Source organism: Mesorhizobium sp. (assembly GCF_041661565.1).
Classification (GTDB): Bacteria; Pseudomonadota; Alphaproteobacteria; order Rhizobiales; family Rhizobiaceae; genus Mesorhizobium.
The window spans coordinates 1-2934 of record NZ_JBAZUD010000258.1; the positions used below are offsets into that span (position 1 = coordinate 1).

The 2934-nt window shown below is 64.6% G+C and carries 6 protein-coding genes; all 6 read left to right on the forward strand.

The annotated features are described in order from the left end of the window. On the forward strand, positions 1-546 hold a 546-nt coding region (locus tag WC739_RS25180; RefSeq protein WP_372955699.1), incomplete at its 5' end, for a histidinol dehydrogenase. A 6-nt stretch (positions 547-552) separates the two neighbouring features. Next, positions 553-1038, forward strand: a complete 486-nt coding sequence (locus WC739_RS25185) for a UPF0262 family protein (protein ID WP_372955700.1) — start codon at positions 553-555, stop codon at positions 1036-1038. Further along, positions 1026-1496, forward strand: a complete 471-nt coding sequence (locus WC739_RS25190; protein ID WP_372955703.1) for a low molecular weight phosphatase family protein — start codon at positions 1026-1028, stop codon at positions 1494-1496. The genes WC739_RS25185 and WC739_RS25190 overlap by 13 nt, the downstream gene beginning before the upstream one ends. A gap of 200 nt (positions 1497-1696) precedes the next feature. Continuing rightward, positions 1697-1915 (forward strand): translation initiation factor IF-1, encoded by a 219-nt coding sequence (infA, locus tag WC739_RS25195; RefSeq protein ID WP_006200926.1) that lies wholly within the window; start codon positions 1697-1699, stop codon positions 1913-1915. A 24-nt stretch (positions 1916-1939) separates the two neighbouring features. After that, the gene (locus WC739_RS25200) at positions 1940-2569 is read left to right on the forward strand and encodes a Maf-like protein (protein ID WP_372955701.1); all 630 of its coding nucleotides are present in this window, start codon (positions 1940-1942) and stop codon (positions 2567-2569) included. Beyond that, on the forward strand, positions 2566-2763 hold the full coding sequence (yacG, locus tag WC739_RS25205; RefSeq protein WP_372955702.1) for a DNA gyrase inhibitor YacG: 198 nt from the start codon (positions 2566-2568) through the stop codon (positions 2761-2763). Before WC739_RS25200 ends, yacG begins: the two co-directional genes overlap by 4 nt. The last annotated feature ends 171 nt before the right edge of the window (positions 2764-2934 follow it).

Here is a 2934-nt window from a genome sequence, read left to right on the forward strand (position 1 = left end):
GACTGGATCGCCGCCGACCTGCTGGCTCAGGCCGAGCACGATGCCTCGGCGCAGTCGATCCTCATCACCGACGATCCGGCCTTCGGCATCGCCGTCGAACAGGCGATCGAGCGCCAGTTGCTGAGCCTGCCGCGCGCCGAAACGGCGGCGGCGAGCTGGCGCGATTTCGGTGCCGTGATCCTGGTGCCGCGCATCGAGGCCGCGCTGCCGCTGGTCGACCGCATCGCGGCCGAACATGTCGAACTCGCCATAGACGACGCCGAGGTTTTCCTGTCGCGGATGCGCAATGCGGGCGCCGTCTTCCTCGGCCGCCACACGCCGGAAGCCATCGGCGACTATGTCGGCGGCTCCAACCATGTCCTGCCGACGGCGCGCTCGGCGCGGTTCTCGTCGGGCCTGTCGGTGCTCGACTTCGTCAAGCGGACCTCGATCCTCAAGCTTGGGCCCGACCAGCTGCGGGCGCTGGCCCCGGCGGCGATCGCGCTCGCCAAGGCGGAGGGCCTCGAGGCGCATGGCCGCTCCGTCGCCATACGGCTGAACATGTAGGCCGTCATGTCGGACTCCGATCATACCCGTTCGAGGCTGATCGACGTCGAACTCGATGAATCGATCGGCCGTTCGACGCCCGATGTCGAGCATGAGCGCGCGGTGGCGATCTTCGACCTGATCGAGGAAAACAGCTTTCAACCGGTCAATGACAGCGGCACCGGGCCCTACCGGCTGAAGCTGTCGCTGGCCGAGCAGCGCCTGGTGTTCGCCGTGTCGCGCGAGGATGGCACCCCCGTCGTCACCCATATCCTGTCGCTGACGCCACTCAGGCGCATCGTCAAGGATTACTACATGATCTGCGAAAGCTACTACGATGCGATCCGTTCCTCGACGCCAAGCCAGATCGAGTCCATCGACATGGGCCGGCGCGGCCTGCACAATGACGGGTCTCAGACCTTGATGGACCGGCTCTCCGGCAAGATCGACATCGACTTCGGCACGGCGCGGCGGCTGTTCACGCTGGTCTGCGTGCTGCACTGGCGGGGTTAGTCCTGTCACCCGGCGCCCCGCCCCGCTCGATCCTGTTCCTGTGCGGCATGAATGCCGTGCGATCGCCGATGGCGGAGCAGCTGGCGCGCCGGGCTTTGCCCGCCACCATATTCGTCGCCTCGGCCGGTGTGCGCGCCGGCGAGCGGGACCCCTTCGTCGACGCCGTGCTGGCCGAGGAAGGCCTTTCGCTGGGCGAGCGCCATCCAAGGACGCTCGACGATCTCGAGGACGACTATTTCGACCTGATCGTCACGCTGGCGCCAGAAGCGCACCACGCGGCGCTTGAACTGACCCGCTCGCTCGCCGTCGAGGTCGAATACTGGCCAACGCCGGATCCCACCGATGCCAGCGGGACGCGCGAGCAGATCATGGCGGCCTACCGCGACGTGCGCGAGCGGTTGAAGTCGCGCATAGGCCGACGATTCCAGCTTCCGGAAGCAAAAAACGCGGCGGATTAAGCGTGTTCACAAGCGAATGATTATCATATAGGTTCCGCCGAAATTCCGGCTAGAGTCGGATGATTTCAGGTCTGTTCGACCTGAAATCCGAATCCGGCTCTAAACCAGGAAGTAGGGCATGATGTCGTCCGAAAATCGCTTCACACTTTTCGGCATCATGCTCTAAGCGCCGGGATCGCCCATCCAAGCAAAGGTATCGAATGCCGAAGGAAGAAGTCCTCGAGTTTCCGGGTGTCGTGACGGAATTGTTGCCCAACGCGATGTTCAGGGTGAAACTCGAAAACGAACACGAGATCATCGCCCATACGGCCGGCCGCATGCGCAAGAACCGCATTCGCGTGCTGACCGGCGACAAGGTCCTGGTCGAGATGACGCCGTACGACCTGACCAAGGGCCGCATCACCTACCGTTTCAAGTAAGATCAAGGTCCGGCCGGTACAGCGATGGGCATTTTGCAGAAGCTGGTGCTTGCCTCGGGTTCGCCGCGCCGCATCGAACTCTTGCAGCAGGCCGGCATCGAGCCGGACCGCGTTCTGCCTGCCGATATCGACGAAACGCCGCTGCGTAACGAACATCCGCGCTCGCTGGCCAAGCGGCTGTCGAAGGAAAAGGCCGAAAAGGCGTTCGCGTCGTTGAAGTCGGAGCCCGACCATGCGCCCGGTTTCGTCCTGGCCGCGGATACTGTGGTCGCGGTCGGGCGGCGCATCCTGCCCAAGGCCGAGACGATCGACGACGCCGCCAACTGCCTGGGTCTGCTGTCGGGCCGCTCGCACCGCGTCTATTCCGGCGTCTGCCTGATCACGCCCGGCGGCAAACTGCGCCAAAGGCTGGTCGAAACGCGGGTGCGTTTCAAGCGGCTGCCGCGCGAGGAGATCGAAGCCTATATCGCCTCGGGCGAATGGCGCGGCAAGGCCGGCGGCTACGCCGTCCAGGGCCTGGCCGGCTCCTTCGTCGTCAAGCTGGCCGGCTCCTACACCAACATCGTCGGCCTGCCGCTCTATGAGACGGTGGCGCTGCTCAGCGGCGAAGGCTTCAAGGTGCATGGCGGCTGGCAGGCGGGAGCACGACCGTGAGCCCGGATGACAAGGTCACGCCGCTGCGGCCGAAGCGCCCCTGCCCCGAATGCGGCAAGCCTTCGGCGCGCGATACCTTTCCCTTCTGTTCGACGCGCTGCAAGGACATCGACCTCAACCGCTGGCTGAAGGGCGCCTATGTCATCTCCGCGCGCGACGACGAGGAAGAAACAGACGCCGGCGACCCGAAATGAAGCGGTTGGCGATGCCAGGCATCCCGGGTTGGCAACCGGCAATCGGCCTGTCCATTTCCAACCGGAAATCAACACCTAGGCGCTGGACAGGCCGGATTCCCGTGCTATAACCCACGCGCTTTCCAGGGGCGCCCAAGGCGTTCTCCTGACAATCCGGTGCACGAGATTTCG